Source organism: Kribbella sp. NPDC051718, assembly GCF_040681515.1.
Taxonomy (GTDB): Bacteria; Actinomycetota; Actinomycetes; order Propionibacteriales; family Kribbellaceae; genus Kribbella.
Genome location: NZ_JBFAYZ010000010.1, coordinates 104,436 through 122,422, shown reverse-complemented (window position 1 = coordinate 122,422; position 17,987 = coordinate 104,436). Strand labels below are relative to the sequence as shown.

At 62.3% G+C, this 17,987-nt stretch carries 8 protein-coding genes; all 8 read left to right on the top strand.

Going from position 1 to position 17,987, the window contains the following annotated elements:
• The first annotated feature begins 3 nt into the window (after window positions 1-3).
• The 8 genes from dpdE to dpdD are packed head-to-tail and all read left to right on the top strand — an operon-like array spanning window position 4 to window position 17,960.
• Window positions 4-3,453, top strand: a complete 3,450-nt coding sequence (dpdE, locus tag AB0M15_RS31965) for a protein DpdE (RefSeq protein ID WP_363826384.1) — start codon at window positions 4-6, stop codon at window positions 3,451-3,453.
• Window positions 3,450-6,047 carry a protein DpdF gene (gene dpdF / locus AB0M15_RS31960; RefSeq protein WP_363826381.1) on the top strand — a complete coding sequence of 866 codons (2,598 nt, stop codon included), beginning with the start codon at window positions 3,450-3,452 and terminating at the stop codon, window positions 6,045-6,047. Before dpdE ends, dpdF begins: the two co-directional genes overlap by 4 nt.
• Window positions 6,047-6,976 carry a protein DpdG gene (dpdG, locus tag AB0M15_RS31955; RefSeq protein ID WP_363826378.1) on the top strand — a complete coding sequence of 310 codons (930 nt, stop codon included), beginning with the start codon at window positions 6,047-6,049 and terminating at the stop codon, window positions 6,974-6,976. Before dpdF ends, dpdG begins: the two co-directional genes overlap by 1 nt.
• The gene (gene dpdH, locus AB0M15_RS31950) at window positions 6,973-10,044 is read left to right on the top strand and encodes a protein DpdH (RefSeq protein ID WP_363826375.1); all 3,072 of its coding nucleotides are present in this window, start codon (window positions 6,973-6,975) and stop codon (window positions 10,042-10,044) included. The genes dpdG and dpdH overlap by 4 nt, the downstream gene beginning before the upstream one ends.
• The gene (locus AB0M15_RS31945; RefSeq protein WP_363826370.1) at window positions 10,041-10,751 is read left to right on the top strand and encodes a hypothetical protein; all 711 of its coding nucleotides are present in this window, start codon (window positions 10,041-10,043) and stop codon (window positions 10,749-10,751) included. Before dpdH ends, AB0M15_RS31945 begins: the two co-directional genes overlap by 4 nt.
• Window positions 10,752-10,756: 5 nt before the next feature.
• The gene (gene dpdJ / locus AB0M15_RS31940) at window positions 10,757-15,238 is read left to right on the top strand and encodes a protein DpdJ (protein WP_363826368.1); all 4,482 of its coding nucleotides are present in this window, start codon (window positions 10,757-10,759) and stop codon (window positions 15,236-15,238) included.
• On the top strand, window positions 15,235-15,753 hold the full coding sequence (gene dpdK, locus AB0M15_RS31935; RefSeq protein ID WP_363826364.1) for a phospholipase D-like domain-containing protein DpdK: 519 nt from the start codon (window positions 15,235-15,237) through the stop codon (window positions 15,751-15,753). The genes dpdJ and dpdK overlap by 4 nt, the downstream gene beginning before the upstream one ends.
• On the top strand, window positions 15,750-17,960 hold the full coding sequence (dpdD, locus tag AB0M15_RS31930; protein WP_363826361.1) for a protein DpdD: 2,211 nt from the start codon (window positions 15,750-15,752) through the stop codon (window positions 17,958-17,960). The genes dpdK and dpdD overlap by 4 nt, the downstream gene beginning before the upstream one ends.
• Window positions 17,961-17,987: the final 27 nt, after the last annotated feature.

Sequence of the window (17,987 nt, the reverse complement as noted above, 5' to 3'; positions counted from 1 at the left end):
CGTATGAGTGATGAAGTCCAGGACTGTCCCTTGTGTCAGGCGCCGATGTCCATGCAGATCGCCTCGCGGGGACGGAACGTCGGCAAGGCGTTTTGGGGATGTTCTAGATTCCCGCATTGTCGAGGTTCCCGGAATGCTGACGGATCGGCAGCATCGGCAAAACGGTCACCGTCAAAGAGCGGTGTTTCACGGACAGTTGGGAGCGTTGCGGCGAACGCACGCCTCTCACTCAAGCGTGGCGATCTCCTGATCTCCAGTGACAATGCGTTAGGCCCTGGCAAACTCGTCGGTCGCGAGCGTGACGATTTGACCTTGGAATACTTCGACACTCCGGGGCAGGCCGTTGATGATCGATACCGAGAGAGTGTCTCGCGGGCGAGTTTGAAACGACTGGTGTTAACTCCCGAACTCCGAGTCTTCTGGTCTGATGAAGTTGGGCGCTGGCAGTCGGGGCGTATCCTCGAGACCAACATTCACGGGGACATCTACGTCAAAGGGCATGAGTGGGAGGGGTTCGTTTCTGAGGAGCGCATCCATGTGCGGTGGGCCCGCCCGCTGACCGATCCTGTTGGGTTTGCCTCCGTCGGCTTGCTGGAGTCGCCACTGCTGGTCGACGTACGGCGCCCTTTCCTGCAGAGCATTCTACGCCAGCGGTCGGCGGCCCACGGAATGAGTTCGGCACTGTCAAGCAGTATCGAGCTCCACGAGCACCAGATCGAGACGGCCTGGAGGGTTCTGCAGGATCCGATCCAGCGGTACCTTCTCGCCGACGAGGTCGGGCTCGGCAAGACCATCGAGGCCGGCATCGTAATCCGGCAACTGCTACTGGACGATCCGGAACTCACTGTCCAGTTGGTGCTTCCCCCATTTCTGATTGACCAGTGGCGTCGCGAACTGGAGGAGAAATTCCGAATCAGAGACTTCTCCCGAGCGCAAATCAGGTTCTCCCGGGATGACGACCCCACCACCTGGAAGGCCGCAGACCTGTTGGTCGTCGACGAGGCCCACAATCTGGCCCGTCTTGCGACGAGCCGTCAGGAGGCCTTGGCGGCGCGTCACCATCGCCTGATAGAAATTGCCACCGCGAGCCCGCGACTGCTGATGCTCTCGGCGACGCCTGCACTTCACAACGAGCAGACGTTTCTGGCGATGCTCAAACTGCTCGACCCCGCGGTATACGGTCGGAGCACCGTCGAAGATCTGCGTCGGCGCCTCGAATCGCGCGCTCATCTAGGTCGACTGTTCCTGGGGTTGATACCAGAACTCCCTGGGGTGCTGCTTAAGAACCGTCTTGCCGAAGTGAGATCGGCCTTCCCCGACGACGGCGACGTCGCTCAACTGGCCGACTCTGTACAAACGGCGGTCGAATTGCACACGGAAAGGGAGATCGCTGCTGCGATTGGGGCTCTTCGGACGCACGTTGCTGAGGTCTATCGGGTGCATCGGCGGATGCTCCGCACCCGCCGGACGACTGCGCTGGAGCAGTCCTACCGAGTGACCGGGCGGACAACGCCCGAGCCAATCGTGTTGGAGTCGACAACCTTCTTGGACACCACTCGTCTGCTGGATGATTGGCGGCAGGCAGCGCTGGCTGCCAGCGAGCATGACGGTCAGGCTCGTTCCGCGGCGGCCCGCGCGCTGGCGAGGGCGGTCTCGATGTCGCTGGATCCGGAGGGACTGCGGGAATGGGCGCGGTCTCGCCAGCCTGCGAACGCTGACGAAGAGCGTGCTCTCGATCACATTGAGAGTAACCTGGCCTACGTCGATCGCCGCGCCGCTATCACGCGGCCTCTGGCGGATGCCATCACCTACCTGTTCGGGGCCATAGAACGCGTTGTGGTGTTCTGCCAGTCGACTCAGATGGCATCCGAACTCGTCACGGAGTTGGGTGACCTGATCAATGCTCGGCACGTCACCCAGCACCTGTCATCCGACGATCCAGCGGTCACTGAGCGAGCCATCCGGGCATTCGCGGCGCCAGGGCCAGCCAGGGTGCTTGTCGCTGATTCCTCCGCGGAGGAAGGCCGCAACTTGCAGTTCGTCGATGTCTTGGTGCATGTTGGCGTGCCAGCCGATGCAAACCGTCTCGAACAGCGGATCGGCCGGTGCGACCGATGGAGCGTCCGCGAGGACTGTGCCGGTTGGCGGTCGTACTGGGTCCGCGAGGCAGGCGATGATGCATCGTTCTCGGCTTCCTGGCTCCGCATTTTGAGGCACGGGTTTGGGGTCCTGGAGTCCTCCGTTGCCAGTCTGCAGCACGCGGTTGACAACGCCTCAGTAGCTGCCTGGGAAATGCTCTTCGACCGTGGTGTCGAGGCCGCCGAAGATGCTATCGAAATGGTCCGTGAGTATCTCGCCGCTGAGGCCGAGCGTGTCCGCGAGCAAGATGCCCTCGACAGCATCGAGTCGTCGGGCGACGGGCGCTCCGTGTTCAGCCAGATGAACTTGGTGGAGGCAGACGCTTCGGAGTTCGCCGATCTGAGTGATGCGCTCCTCTCGGCGCGAAGGATGGGTGGGAATCTCCGCTTCGAGCGGGTCGGGGATCCGATGGACGGCGTCGGAAGCTACGAAGTCGTCGGGAGAGTCCCGGGCAAGCACGCTCAGACGCCACTGGTGCCGGGGTGGCGGCTGCTAAGGGACTTCGTTCCGCTCAAGGGCCATCTAGGTACCTTTCGGCGTCGAGTTGCGATCGAGCGCAGCGACGTGCGCCTCTACCGCTATGGCGATCGATTCATTGACGCCGTCTCCGACTTCTTGTGGAACGATGATCGTGGCCGGGCGTTCGGCATGTGGCGCTGGCTTCCAGACTGGATGCATGAAGAGCGTCTGCTCTATCGGTTCGACTATGCAGTCGAAGCGAATCCGCTCGGAACCACCGAGGGGAGCGACGAACGACACCCGAGTGTGGCCCTCGCTCACGGCTTGGATCGGCTGTCCCTGTGCCGACGGGCCGACGGACTCCTCCCACCGCTCATCGTGTCGCTGTGGCTGGACCAAGAGGGGGCACTGCTCACCGATACTCGTCAACTCGGCGCCCTTCAGGCTCCCTACGCGAAACCGATCGCTGGTGTGTCGGGGGGCGACTACGCGCTGAATCGCAGTCGGATTCAGCACGCTTATGAACTGATCCCACCAGCCGTGTGGAGTGAGCGATGGCGCGCAGCCGAGGCGGCTGCCCGTGGGCACGTCTCCAGCGACCCAGTGGTTCGCGATGCATTGGACCGTGCATTGGCGATCGCCCATCGCGAGGCCGTGACCCGTCTCAACCAACTGCGGTTGCGATCGGCGCGTACTGAGGATGCCGAACTTGCCCGGTTAGAGCAGGAGATCGAACTCGAATCGACCGTCACCAGGATGTTGGAGAGTTCCATCCGGAGGCCTACTCTTCGCCTCGATAGCACCGGAGTCGTCGTGCTCTCGGGCCGAGCTCTCGATCCGGTGGATATCGCATGACTGACGAGTTCGATCTCGTTCAGCGTGCGCTCCTCGGCGGGCCGATTGACCCAAGTGTCTTGACCGGTCCATACCGGCGCCTGGCAGACGCGTGGGCGTCAGATGTCGACGGGCGCGCGATCAGCGGTGACCTCGCGGCACTGGTCGGCCAGATCCTCCGCCACCAGTGCGCCACCACCGGGCACAGCAGGCACTATCTCGAAGTTCCGCTCGACGCGCGTGGGGTCGATCCGGAGGTCTTCCGCGTGAGCAACTTGGGCGTTGCAAGGTTCGGGGGTTCGAACCATCGCGTGATCCTCGGCCGCCTTTGGCAACCGGGGTGGCTACACGGCGACATGCACTGGATCGACGTCGCGTGCGCGAGCCCAGGAAAACTGACCCAGGCAACAGGCAATCCCGTATCAACCAACGCTCGGCCGGACAGGCCCATCCCGGTCGATCCTGCTCTCCACGCGATTGCGCCCGCCATAAAGGAATACAGATCCCGTACCCAAGCCACCGCTGTCCGTACGGCTGCACTGGCGGACCCGGCATCAACGGTGCACGTCGTCTTGCCGACCGGGACGGGCAAATCCGTAGTCGGCTTGGCGCCAGGCCTGCTCCAGCAGAGTGGCACGACTGTGTTCGTGGTGCCCACCATCGCCCTGGCATTGGACCAGGAAAGGCAACTGCATGCCCGGTTCCCCAAGGCCGGACTGCCAGCCGAACTCGCCTACTACGGGGACCGCAGCGCGGAGGAGAAAGGCGCAATCCGAGAGCGGCTGCGTGCAGGCACTCAACGGGTGTTGTTCAGCTCCCCCGAGGCCATCGTCGAAAGCCTCTCCACAGCGCTACAGGCGCTAGTTGCCATGGGCGGGCTCACACACTTTGTGATCGATGAAGCACATCTGATCCGGTCCTGGGGACTGAGTTTTCGGCCCCAGTTCCAAATGCTCGCAGCGTTGCTTGCCGAACTCCGCGGCATCGCATCGGCAGCCGGCCATCCGGCGCCTCGGGTGGCCCTTCTCACCGCCACCCTGTCTGAGCAGGGACTTCGCCTCAATGACGCCTTGTTCGGCGGCCCGGCGGAGTCGTTGTTCGTCGGGTCCACCTTCCTGCGCACCGAATTGCGTTACCTGCTTGGAGAGACGACGACAGCCGACCAGCGCCTAGACCGACTGGTCGAGGCGCTACACCACTTACCGAGACCGGCAATCGTCTACACCACACGAAAGGAGCAGGCCGTCACGATCACCCAGCGGCTACGTCAGGCCGGCTTCAATCGCACTGAAGTGTTCCACGGTGACGTCAACTCGCTTGAGCGCCTGGAGATCCTCAAGAAGTGGTCTGGTGATGGTGTGCCCACCTCCTGTGACGTCGTCGTCGGCACAAGTGCGTTCGGGCTAGGAGTGGACCAAGCCGACGTCCGCACGGTGGTGCACGCCTGCATCCCGGCGTCCGTCGACAGGTTCTATCAGGAGGTCGGACGGGCGGGTCGCGACGGTCACGCAGCTGTATCGGTGTGGTTGCCCGCCGCCCAGGATCGTGCCGACGGCCAGCGCATTGAGAGAGCCACCATGATCGGACATGAGAAGGCCTGGAAACGGTGGGAAAGTATGCGCCTCCGTAGTCCGGCTACCGGTCCTGCCGGGCTAATTGTTGTCGACACCGAGGTTGTGCCGGCCCACAATGAGCAGCCCTCGGACAGCAACCGCCTGTGGAACCGCAACACTCTGATCCTCATGCAGCGGGCAGGTCTGATCGACATGGAACGGACGCAGGCCCCTCGATTGAACCGCGACCCGAACGAAACCCAGGGCTCGTGGGATGCCCGCGTAGAAGTCGCCTGGCAGGCGTTCCGCAGCCATGTCGCGGTGCTGGTAAGGGGCAATGTCAACCTTAGTGAGGCAGGGTTCGAGCAGGCGCTGGCCGCAGTCCGTGCCGAAATCAAGTCTTCTGAGGCCGCTTCCTCCCGCCGCATCGATCGACTGCTGGCCAGGTCTGAGTGCTGGGGCACGATTCTGAGCGAGGAATACGTCTACAGCGATGTCGGGTCAATGAAGGCTAGCCAGAGTGTCGGTTCAGCGTGCTCGGGATGCCCGGCTACGGGGCACCGGCTTGACCCTACCTATAGCGCCGCTCGCCCACTGGTGACCGACGCGTCGATGACGATGTTGCATCGTAGAGTGAGTCCAACGCTCGCCGGGTTAACAACGCACCACAGCATCGTGGTGACCTATCCGGACGAGCGTCTGCGGACGGTTCTCGCCACCATCGTCCAGTCATGCGTCACCCACGGGATCCGGAGCATCGTTGCTTCACGGTCACTGGTCAATGCAAGGGCGATCGCCTCGGCGGCGCGCTTCTCTGACGAAGGGCTGATCATCGTCGACACAGTTCCCCAAGACGCCCAGCCGCTTCGGTTCGCAGTCCCGACCCTCATCGTGCTTGATCGAGGCGACATCCCTCAGGTGTCCTGGCTCGCCCCTAGCGCCGGGCCGTTGCGAGTGGTGCTGCTTCCGCAGAGCACCCCTGACCCGGTGTACCCAGAGCAACTCGTCAAGAATGTCCGCAGTCCGCACCTGGGTGCAGACGATTTCCTCCGGAGAGTCTGATGGCCGTCCTGAACCCACCCCGTGCGTTACCTGGCCTCGGGCGCACGATCATCAATTTACTACTAGAGTCGCAGCGCTCCTGGGACGAGGACGCACTTTTGGATGTGTTCAAGCCGAGCGGACTCAATGAAGATATAACTGCACAACACGGCGTAAAGAACACCATCTTGGCGCTCCGGTCGATCGGCCTGTTGACGATAGAGGACGGGCTGACCCCCTCGGAGGCCGTGCTGAAGCATTCCAGCGGCCACGTGCTCTCGCGGACCTCGTTCCGGCGTTTGCTTCAAATTCAGGTCTTGGATACCGATCGTGATGGCGACCCATGGCAGATCCGCGATGGGGAGGGAAACACCAGTGGTGCCCGCGACATCACACGAGCGCTGTCCTGGTTCTTGGCCCAGGACGCGCTCGGCGGATCACTGACTTGGACCGCTTCCTCTGCGCCGGTCCAAACGCTGCAACTGACGCAGTTTCCATCAAACGACAATGAGACTTGGGCGTTGACCAATGACACGCGCTGGGGTGCTTTCAGCCGGTGGGCGCCGGCGCTTGGTCTAGTGTCGCCGTCGCTGGTGCAGAAGAAGCCCGGCCTGATCCCGCTGCCGACCACGGCCATAGACGATGTCCTGGACGAACTGCCGGCTGGACGTATCCCGATCAACCAGTTCCTGACCCAGTTAGCGCTGGCGCTTCCGGTTCTGCATGGGAGTGTTGCACGCACTAGTCTCGCCGCGCTCCTCGGCACAGACCCGGACCCTGGCGTCGCCGCCAGTTGCGCCGACAGTTCAGTCGGTCAGGCACTGCGAATCCTGGCCGACCGCGGTCGAGTGACGTTCGAGACCCTTGCCGATGCTGAAGGAGTCCGGCTGTCGCGCTACGACGAGGCGCGGATAACCCATGTCACTCTAAAGCGAGGGGCGAAGCGTTGAATTGGCGCAGCACTCTCCCAGCATCATGCTGGGATGCTCGGGAAGCCGCTACGATTATTCCGGTCGAAGCTGAGAGCACTTCGGACGCTGTATTTCTTGCGACTCATAGTTCGATACCTATCACGCTGCGCGATCAGGTTGCCATGACGGGTGAGGGCGGCCCGATCGGCACCGTGGTCGACGAGCACGCACTACTACGCGCCGTGCAGGAGCAGCCAGCCGATCAGCCAATCATTCCGATCCTCGGCAAGTCCGGCACTGGCAAGTCGCATCTGGTGCGTTGGCTGCGCATTAACCTGAGCACCAAAGAGTCAACCCGACTGATCTTCGTACCGAAGCACAGGATGTCGCTACGTAGCATCCTGGAGTTGATCCTGGAGCACGCGACAGGCGACCGCGCTAAGGAGCTCCGCGCCAAGGTCGCGACTGCGGTCGATGCCTTCGTCGACGAAACCGAGGCGATGCTCCGCCTGAGAGCCACCCTATCCGTCCTGATAGAGACCCGCGGAGAGAAGAAGGATCGAACTCCTGAAGAGGTCGAACTCCGTGCCTACCTCGCTGGGCCGACAGGATTGCCGGCGTTACTTGGCGATCCAGTATTCCGGGGTCGCCTGCTGCACAGGGATGGGCCGATCGCCCGACTAGTCCGGGAGAAACTGTCCGGCAAGGGAGCGGAGGATAAGGAGGACGCGTTCGGGTTTTCCGCATCAGACCTCGATCTCTCGGTCGACGACGTCAAGAAGGCCGGCGACGATGCGTGCAGCGTGGCTGGCGCACTGACCTCTGACCTGGGGCTGCGAACACTCGCAGCAACGATGCTCAATGAACAACTCGGGTCGGCCGTCAGTGAGGTGTTTGGAATTGGGGGTGACGACCTCAAGAATCTGCTCGACGAACTGCGCCTCGAGTTGCACCGCCAAGGTCTGGAACTCCTGCTGCTGATAGAGGATTTCTCAATTTTCCAGGGGATTCAGGGTGGCTTGGTTGATGCCATCACCATGATCCCCACAGAGGACCACCAGATCTGCCCCATGCGGGTCGTGATGGCGGTCACCACGGGATATTTTACGAACCAGATGCCGGATACTGTCTTCACGCGGACCTATAAAGCCTTCGAACTCGATGTAGTTGACGCGCAGAAGACGAGCTTTGATCCGGCCGGCTTCGCGACGCCCTACCTGAACGCGGTCCGGGTTGGGTCCGAGGGTCTGTCCAAGGCACAGCGAGCCGGTTCGACAATCCCGAATGCCTGCGAACAGTGCCCAGTCAACGACTCCTGTCATGCTGCGTTCGGTGCCGTCGATGGTCATGGCCTCTTTCCGTTCAACCGGACGGCTCTCGACCGAGCGATCCAGAGCCAGACAGTCGAAGGCAAGTTTGTGGCCCGCGACGTTTTGACCCGGGTCCTCCGTCCGGTGCTGTACCGCGACCAGACTGAGATCGATGAAGGCCGGTTCCCAAGTTCGGCGTTCGCAGACGACTTTGCGGCCGGAGCGCGCGGCATCCTTAGCAACGTCGAAGATAAGATTCAACTCACGAGTGGAGACCCTGAGGAGACCGAACGCCGGGTCCGGTTGGTTCGGTTCTGGGGCGACGGCAGCGGGCCGCAGAATCTTTCTCCGATCGTGCACGAGGCGTTTGCGGTCCCTTCTATCCCCAGCCTTGGAACTGTGGTCAAGCCCAGGCCGCGTCGGGAGGGTGGGGCCGGTGCGGGATCAGGTGCTGGTGTCGGACCCGTCGCTGACCGCCTTACAAATCCGGATTCATCTCAGCCACAACTTCCGCCGCTTCCTGGGTTGGTGCGTGCGGTGGACCATTGGCACGAGACCGGTGAACTGATCCAGGGCGATCGAACTCGCCTGCGGAGGATTGTGCACGGTGCTGTGACGGCATACCTCGACCTAGATGACGGCTTCAGCGGTGCTAGCTGGTGGACGAGTGGCGACAAGCACCTGGCACCGTCATTCGACGCCACCAACGGTGTGGCGCTGGACGACAACAAATTGGCGGATGCCCTGCTACCGATCAGCAGGAAAGACAACTCCAACGTGCGAGTGCTTCGCGCGCTTGCATGGTTGGACACAGTCGAGGATTGGACTGATATACCTAAGGGAGACGAACTGCAGCGCCTTTGTGACCAGAAGGTACGAAGTTGGGCGACGATAGTCGGCCAGAACTTGATACCAGCGCGCGATCGGCGTGATGACCCAGAGTTGGCACAACTCGCGCATGCGCTATTGACGATCAGCAAAGCGCTAGGCATTCCTGAGGCCTTTAAGGCCGATCCCTACAATCGTGTGAAGGCCCTCTTTGCTCAGGCGCCGGTGCCGCAAGATGCTCAAGCTCGTCCAGTGCTGCGCCGGTGGCAAGAAGTCATCAGCACTGAGGGTGGGCAGCGGATCGGTCGAGAGAACCTCCAGCAACGCTTGCTCCGGCTGGCCTCCTATTCCCAGGGCTTCGGAAAGCCCCTTGGTTTGGACGTCGGTCGGCTGAGCAGGGCACTGCGGGACAAGGCCGCAGACGGTCAATGGCCGGCGGAAACCCCGAGCCTGGTAAGGGAAGCCTGTGACACCATCCTGAGCCACTCCCAGGCACTGGACGAAGTGCGCATTGAAGCGCTCGCGCTGCTCCCGGATACCAGCGAGATCCCCGACGATATCTCGGACGCAATTGCCGCGCTCAGTTCGCTGTTTCGCGAACTGTCGACGGCGGGTCTTCTCCCGCTCTCGATCGACCAAGGCAGCATCATCGCAGCAGGCAAGGCTGTGAAAGCCACAGATCAGAGAACTCTTGAGAAGGTCCGGACCGACCTTCTGCGCTGGGACGTTCTGTCTTCAGACGAAAGACTGCAGGTGCTGACCTCCGATTGGGACGGAGCCGCGGCCAATGTCCGCGCTTGGCTGGTGCCAGCCGAACAGGCCTTGGCCATCCTTGAGCGCCGGTTCGAAACCGGTCCGGTGTCGGAAGCGCAGCAGGACTATGAGAAGACTCGCGCAGATCTCCTGGCTGCTGTCGCTGGTTTGGCTGAGCGCTTCGCCAGCATCGATGAACCGGAGGAAGTTGTATGACGCTTCTTGATCGGATCGACCAGTTGCGCACGGCCGCGGTCGCGGCCGACAACGAGTACCAACTCAACGTCCGGACCGGTGACCTTCGGGAGTTGCACGCCCGCCTCGAAACGACCGCAACTGGTCTGCCCCGACTGGTCACAGCCATCTGCGAGTTGAGGGCCGGCGGAGTGACGCTTCGCGACGGAGCTGGCCTGGAGGCAACCAGCGCGACTGACGCAGCCGCGGATCTACACCGCACACTGGAGGCGCTGCGTTTCGATTCCCCACTAGACAATGCGAAAACTCAACTTCGCGTCGTCGAATCCTTCGTGAAACGGCTGCGGGAAACGGTTGAGGATGCTTGGGCTGCCGAACTTGAGAGGGACACCGCCCTGGTCAACGACGAACTGGTCGAAGCTCTGCATCGGGGTGGTGCAGACGTTGAGGACCTCAGACAAGCCCTCGAGAATGCCACATCTGCGTTGCTGATCCTCAACAGCCGACCGCTCCCGCAGGCTGGTGACATGGCGAAGTTGACCGCATCGTTCGCGACACGACGGGCCTGTGAGGAACGGATACGCGACCTGGTTCCGCCTGCGGTTGCCAAGCTGATCCTCAGGGCGCGAAGCGAGCACGGCCTGCCGCTGAATTTGGTGACGCCAGAGGTTCTCACGGAGCTCGACAGACTCGGCATTCGTGAGCGATTCCGGGTAACACTTCGATGAGCTCCGTGGACGAGACCCGGTTGCTAGACATGCTGGAGGCCCGCGAAGACCCCCTGCTCTGCTGGGGCATTGTGGACGGGGGCTTCAGCGACAGTGAACTCGAAGACCTCATCGAGCGAGCTCTTACCGAGACGAATGCTCTCGATGTTGTCGAAGACGTCATCGAGTCACTCGAGGCCAAGGGTCTGATCGTGCGGGATGCCTCGGTAGACCCACCACGCTGGCGAACTCGCAATGGCGAGACACTGCGCCTGCTAGCGCGGCTGCGGCAGATCTTCTTGCACGACAACCCAGCGGCTGCCTGGCGTCAGGCGCCTGCCTTGGTCGCGGACTTCCGCTACGCTCGCCGCCCAAGGGCCTACCCACGGCGGGATCGATCGTGGAAGGAGATCCTCGAAGGCGTTGGCAATAGTAACGATGTTCATCTTGAGGTCCTCAGCGCGATGACCTCGGCGGGCGAAGCTCATTTCCCACTCGCTGGTTTCCAGGTCCGGGCCGCACGTCAGATCCTCGGCGCGTTGCAGTCCAACGCCACCACGGCAACTGTGGTTGGAGCCGGCACCGGCAGTGGCAAGTCGCTGGCGTTCTACCTCCCTGCCTTCTCCTACCTAGCCGGCCTGCGCGACAGTTCGCTCTGGACTCGCGCTTTGGCGGTTTACCCGCGCAACGAGCTGCTCAAAGACCAGTTGGCCAACGCCTTCGCCACTGCGCGTCGGCTCGACCCCCTGTGGATCCAGAGCAGTGGTCGCCCGATGACTCTCGGCGTGCTCAACAAGGACACACCTCACACCGCTACGGCACTGCGGGCCTCGTACTCGAAGTGGACGAAGCAGTCCAAGGGCTACCGGTGTCCTCACTTTTCCTGCCCAGGTGATGGAGCCGTCGTCTGCGGTGGGGACCTGCACTGGCCTGAAGCGGATGCTCGCGCGGAACGGGAGCGCCTCGTCTGCGTTGTTTGTGCGCGGGTGTTCGATTCCTCGATGGTGGTTCTGACCCGCAAGGCGATGAATCAGAAGCCGCCAGATCTACTGTTCACCACCACCGAGGGTCTCAACCGTGGCCTTTCGAATCTTTCGCTGCGGAAGGTGTTCGGAGTAGGCGCGACGAAGAAGCCGCGCCTAATGCTGCTCGATGAGATTCACACCTACGACGGCGCCCCGGGAGCGCAAGCCGCGATGGTGCTGCGCCGGTGGCACCACAGCCTGCGTAGCCCGGTGACCTATGTCGGACTTTCGGCAACTCTGTCCAACGCGATCCGGCACTTCGCAGACCTCACCGGTGTTGACGGAGAGTTGGTGACCAGCATCGAGCCCGGTCACGAGGAGATGTCGTACGAGGGCGCTGAGTACCTAATTGCGCTGCGCAGTGACCCCACCAGTGGAGCCAGCGTGCTCTCGACCACCATCCAGACCGCGATGTTGCTGCCGCGGGTATTGGACAGTCCCGCTGCGCGCATCTCCGAGGGCGTGCTCGGGACGAAGACCTTCGTGTTCACCGACGACCTCGATGTAACCAACCGGTTCTATTCGTACTTTCTGGACGCTGAGGGACAGCAGTTCCATCAGGGCAGAGCGACGCAGGTCAAACCGGCGCTTGCTTCCATGCGGCGCCCAACGGCCGGCGATCTCGTCGAACAAAGACGGGCTGGGCAAGTCTGGGACCTTCCGTTCCATCTGGGGCACAAACTCGACGGCAAGGGTCTCGCTGTTGGACGGACGACATCCCAGGATGCCGGCGTTGACGTGACCTCACAACTCGTGGTCGCGACCGCCTCCCTCGAGGTCGGTTTTGACGATCCCGACGTTGGCGCTGTACTACAACACAAGGCCCCTCGTGGGGTGGCCGCGTTCCTACAACGCAGAGGGCGCGCCGGTCGCCAGCGCGGCATGCGTCCGTACACCGCCGTTGTGTTGTCGGACTACGGTCGTGATCGCACCGCTTACGCGGCATGGGATTCGCTTTTCGACCCAGTGATTCCCGAACTCGTTCTACCGATCCGCAATCGCGCCGTCTTGCGGATGCAGGCTGCTCTCTCGATGCTCGATTGGCTGGCCGAGCAGGTCAGGAACACACAGCCATGGGCCGATTTATGGCGCGACTTGAAAGGTCGGTCCGACCCGAAGTACCCGAAGGGGCGGGAGACGCAGAACGCCGCAACTGCGATCCTCGAACAAGTTCTTCGTGACCCGGCCCGGCAACGGAGCCTGCGGCAATGGATCGAAGGTGCCCTTCAGGTTCCCGAAGCAGTAGCCAACGAGATCCTATGGCACCCGCCGCGGGCGTTGGTTCTGGCCGCCGTGCCGACCTTGGCACGTCGGCTCACCAGTGAGTGGGCGGTCGCGGATCCTCAGGGTTTCGCCCCGGGACGGGACTTGACAGGCGGCAATCCTCTCCCTGACTACTTCCCGGTTAATCTGTTTAGTGAACTCGCACTGCCCGAGGGGGAGGTCGTCGTCCCGCCCCAACTGGAGCGTGAAACCGAGCCTGAACTGCAGCCTATGGCGATGGCGCAGATGCTGCGGGAGTACGCACCTGGACGGGTCTCCCGCCGGTTTGCCACCCGGAACCTTGACCACCGGCACTGGATCCCGGTGCCGCTGGATACCCAAGACGGTGTACTCGATGTCGCCACTTTTGTGCCCGCCTACCTTCGCCAAGAGACGTGCACGCTCGACATCGACGGGGCCGCGACCCGATTGCCGGTAGTGCGACCCGATCGACTGCGGGTTGATCTCCCGCCATCGGAAATCAAGGACTCCTCGAACGCCTACTTGACTTGGCGATCGCAGTTTGTGGAAAGCGGCCCGGGCTTGACTACCCGAATCCCGAGTGCGGATCCGGTGGGGCAGCACATCGTCGAGACGCGGTTCTTCCTCCATGCTCAGAACTCGCACGTCGAAGCACGCCGCGTCGCCATCGAGTCGAACGCTGGCCTCCTGCTTGACGGCGGCGTCGAGCATCGCGTGCGCTCCAGGTTCCACCTTGACGGTGAACCTGTCGGTCTCGGCGCTGCCTATGACGTCGACGGGCTGCGGCTCATAGTGAATCTCCCGGCGCAGTTCGACCTGTCTGCGGACATCGCGCCAGGGATCCGCAGTGCATGGTTCCGGCACCTGGTGACCACCGACCCCGTGCTCTTGGAGTCTGTCAATAGTTTCCAACTGGACTGGCTTCACCAAGCGGTCGAATGCATGTTGTTGACAACAGCGGTCGTGGAGAAGACAGATCTGGCTGGCGCCTACGCCGCCGTGCGGCTGTGGTTTGCTGATCGGCTTGGGGAAACTGTCGCGGCGATGTTCCGTGGTGTCGGTGTCGGTGTCGACGAAGGCGAGGCGACCACCGTCGGGCGATTGCAGAAACGCTTGGAAAGCTTACTCACTGACCACAGCGTGGTCGGTCGTCTGGACGAGCTCGCTGTGCAGTTCTGGAGTCCAGACGCGAATCAATTGCAGCAGTGGCTGCGGCAGCGCGCGCTGACAACCTTCGGCCAGGCGGCGCTGTGGGCGGCGCGCGAGATTTGCCCCGAACACGACCCCGACAGCATCGTGGTTGATATTGAGCCTGGTCTAGACGGTGACGGCATACCTCGGACTGGGCAGGTCTGGCTCACGGAGGTCTCGATCGGGGGTGGCGGTTTTGTCGAAGCATTGGCCAGCCGGGTTCGTCCAGATCCACGTCGGTTCCTTCGCCTGATCATGCGCGCCACCCTGCCTTCCAGTAGTGAACTCGTCGATGTGCATATGCGCCGCCTAGTGCACCTGATCAACAACGATGAAGACTGGATCCAACTGGTCGCTGGCTTCCGCGGTTCGCCGACCCAGGAGGCGCGAGTGCTCAACCTCGATCGGATCCGGGAAAAATTGCGTGACGCCGGCATCTACGGCGCTGAGCAAGCCGTGGTCTCTTGCTTGGCCAACCGATTGCTCCGGCCTGGATCTATGGCGGCGACCGACGCGGCGTTACTCGACCTGGTGGACAGGTGGCGCTCCGAGGAGCAGCGTCTAGGAGTCGAGATCCCGCCGCGAACCTGGGCGTACCTGATGCGGCAGCGCAGCGAGCTTGATAGTGGCCTGCGTTTGACTCATGGCGCGGCCGATCGTCAACGTATCGATGCGATCGAGAGCTTGCTCTGGCCGCGGGGCTGGAAACTGCGCGCCGATGAACTGCAGTCCTACAATCCGTACGCTGAGAACCTTCCCGCTGCTCCAGATCTGCTCCGCCGGTTGTTGGCCAATGAGACGCCGCCGATCGATGTGACCTTGGACGATGCCGACACTCTGATTCGTGCACAGTTGGCCGAGCGGGGCTCCGCCCACCTTTCTGCACGCCCAGATTCGGCGGCTGTCCTGGCCGCACAACTGGTTGACCTGACCACCCGAGCAATCAGCACCGACTTCCTTCAGGTGTTCCCGCGGGTTGTCGAGGTCGACCATGCCGCGGACGGCACGGTGCTCGTCGCCCTGCAACTGGCGGAGGTGTCCATATGACGACGCGGAGAGTCACCACACATGGAGGCGGTGAGGCACGGCTGCTCAACGATGTCCTACAGAACCTCTTGATCACCGAACTGTTGGTCCCATCGACGCAATTGTGGGTGCTCTCCCCGTGGATCTCGGACATCGTGGTGATCGACAATGCCGCAGGTCAGTTCAGGAGCATGCTCCCGGGGATGCCAGCACGTCCGATCCGCTTCACCGAGGTTCTGATCGAGCTAGCCCGCCGAGGGTCATCGGTGCGTGTGGTTATGCGGCAAGACGATCGCAACTTCGTTGTTCGGCAGCGCCTGACGGACGCGACCGGACTCGGCCCTCGCCCGTCTGTGCTGATCCGCGAGAACCTGCACGACAAGGGACTAGTTGGCGATGTGTTCCTCGTTCAGGGGTCAATGAACTTCACGTTCTTCGGCCAAGCGGTGAATGAGGAGAGCGTGACGGTGACCTCGGATCCGGATCAGATCGCCCGAGCGCGGGTCGAATACGAGGCGAAGTACGGTTTGCCATGAGTGTTCTCGACGAGTTCTTTGGACCTGGCAACGAATTGCACCTACCATCGCTCGATGCCGCGCTGCGGGCAGTTGTCGAGAACTGGCAGCACGATATTGCTGCCGGGGACCAAACCGGCTTCCTCCCTCGGACCATCAACGGGCGTCTCTACTGGTACGGCTTCACGCCCAACGCGCGACGGCGGAGGGAGATGCTCGACCTGCTCGACGCTTGGATTGGGCCGACCTACAGCGACCTCGGTCAGCGCCATGGCGCCCTCTATCTCGACGATCCATTCGACATACCCCTGTCTGGGCTGGCGTGCGAGCCGATCCGCTTCGAGGTGCTGCCCCGGATGATGCCAGGCTCCAAGTTAGCCAAGGAGCGGGTCCGCGATGCATTGATCATTCTTTCTTCGTTGCTGAGGCGGCGGCCTCCATCGGAGTTCGACGCACCGCGGACGACAGTCGAGGTCCTCGACGATCTTGGTCACGCGATTGCTGCGTATGACCGCGATCTGGCAATGGCCTGCCTGCGCGAACTCGAAACCACCGCCGATCTAGACGAATCCAACCTCGCCTTTCTCCGTTTGCGCGTACTCGCCGGATTGCGTGATTGGGCAGAGTTGCTTTCTGATCGGGCCCTGGAAGACGTCCTGGCAATGCGACGGCCGCTCGGGGTTACCCGGATCATCCAGCAGGCGGTCTACCACACCCGCTTCGCCACCCTCGATCGCGAGGGAGGGGAGTACAACCTGCGCGGCGCCGTGGACGAACTCCCACAACAATTCCGTGGACTCGCCTCAGGTGCGCCGACGACATCGCGCGCCGAAGCGGTAGTTGAGTTTCTGATCGCTTTACAGCACAGCACCGATCCATCCGATCCCACGCTGGCCCGGATTCTCCTCGATGTCGATCCCGAGTCCGGTCCGCACGCCGATCTGAAACAACTCCTTGATCGTGGCTCAAGTGTTGCTCTGAAGGGCGACATCAGCCGAGAACGCGAGCAGGAATCTGGTGGGGGCCCGACGAAGTCCTCAGAACAGCAGTTGGCTGCGCTCTGGGTCGCCGGCGAGTATATGGCCGCCATCGACCTCGGATGCAGGCTCGAACCGAGCATGCAGGTCGCGCGTACGCTGCTTGCATCAGCGCGTTACCTGCAGAGTGCCGAGTCGGCCGTAATGGTCGAGGACTTTGTGACTCGGCACGACTTGAAATCCACGATATCGACAGCCGGCGCAGCGTTCCGCGACGACCTTGCTTGGCTCGAATCGTTTTGTGCACCCGCTTCCGCTGGCGGTTGGCGAGCTTGGTTCGACGGCCTCGGCCAGGCCAAACACGACGGTGCAACGAATGCGCCACCGTATGAGGTTGCCATCGGTTGGACACCGCTGGATCTCGCCGAGTTCAGGGCGCTGCTGTTCGACGCCGACGAGGCAGTACTCGGTCAACTTGGGGACTGCGGCGGCCAGTTTATGGCCGCACATCACCATCTGCTCAGAACTCCTGAGTCCAGCACCCTCACAGAGCGGATACTTGCCGGGTTCGCGCTGAGTCACAACACGTCTGCGGGTGTCCGGGTACTGACGCTCGCGATGTTGGAGACGCTTAGCCCGGCATCACCGACCGCGGCGACCTTCGCATCAATCCTGGATTGGACCGCAGAGATCGTTGACGATTGCGCGTCGCCCACGGCTGCATCGTGGGGCGTAGATGTCCTCCAGGCGGCAACGGTGGCACCGGCGCCAGACTCGGCAAGCGCAATGCAAGGCTTCTTCTACAGGGTTGTAGATGCCCTTCGACCTTATCGAACGGCGCTGGATCTCCCCGACCTTGCCGCGTTGAATATTGTTGCCGAGGAACTTGGGGTCGCCGTTCCTGTGGAGCTGCTCGCCGAGCGGAGCGACGAGGTTGACCCTGGCGCGCCTTACAGGTATTTGCAAGGTCACGTGGTTGCCCTCTACTCCCTGACCGAGTCTGCGATCACCCGAGCGGCCCAGGTCCTCCGCAAGTTGCTGCCCGGCATCGATGTCCGAACGAACTCGGAGCACGATGGTAGTGCTCAATTGGCGGCACTGAGTGCGAACGCCGACACATTCGTCGTCGTCACTGCCTCAGCCAAACATGCAGCTACCGACTTCATCACCGCGCACAGGGGAGGCCGGCCCACTGTCCTAGTCAACTCTCGAGGCTCGTCGGCCATTTTGCGTGAACTTGCGAAGGCATGACTCGGTTTCAGATTTGCGGAGCGTTCG

Excerpts from the sequence above, each read along its gene's own strand:
- dpdE (WP_363826384.1), top strand. The coding sequence starts at position 4 with ATGAGTGATGAAGTCCAGGACTGTCCCTTGTGTCAGGCGCCGATGTCC.
- dpdF (WP_363826381.1), top strand. The coding sequence starts at position 3,450 with ATGACTGACGAGTTCGATCTCGTTCAGCGTGCGCTCCTCGGCGGGCCG.
- dpdG (WP_363826378.1), top strand. The coding sequence starts at position 6,047 with ATGGCCGTCCTGAACCCACCCCGTGCGTTACCTGGCCTCGGGCGCACG.
- AB0M15_RS31945 (WP_363826370.1), top strand. The coding sequence starts at position 10,041 with ATGACGCTTCTTGATCGGATCGACCAGTTGCGCACGGCCGCGGTCGCG.
- dpdK (WP_363826364.1), top strand. The coding sequence starts at position 15,235 with ATGACGACGCGGAGAGTCACCACACATGGAGGCGGTGAGGCACGGCTG.
- dpdD (WP_363826361.1), top strand. The coding sequence starts at position 15,750 with ATGAGTGTTCTCGACGAGTTCTTTGGACCTGGCAACGAATTGCACCTA.